The organism is Streptomyces sp. ATLC9 (assembly GCF_057196705.1).
This window is the reverse complement of record NZ_JBXUOY010000668.1, coordinates 1-223: the sequence shown is the minus strand read 5'-3', so window position 1 is coordinate 223 and position 223 is coordinate 1. Positions and strand designations below refer to the sequence as shown.

Here is a 223-nt window from a genome sequence, read left to right as displayed (position 1 = left end):
CTCGCCGCCCTGGTAGACGTTCATCGTCGGGATGGACATGATCCCGTACTTGGCGGCCGTCGCCGGGTTCTCGTCGATGTTGAGCTTGACGATGGTGAGCTTGTCGGCCTGCTCCTCCGAGATCGCCTCCAGCGACGGGGCGATCTGACGGCACGGACCGCACCAGGCCGCCCAGAAGTCGACCAGGACCGGCTTGTCGCTCTTGAGGACGACGTCCGCGAAG

General features: G+C 65.5%; 1 protein-coding gene. It reads right to left on the bottom strand.

Annotated features, from left to right (window positions below):
- Window positions 1-223, bottom strand: a 223-nt coding sequence (gene trxA / locus AC2CJA_RS27570) for a thioredoxin (RefSeq protein WP_484605318.1), incomplete at both ends; no start/stop codon positions are given.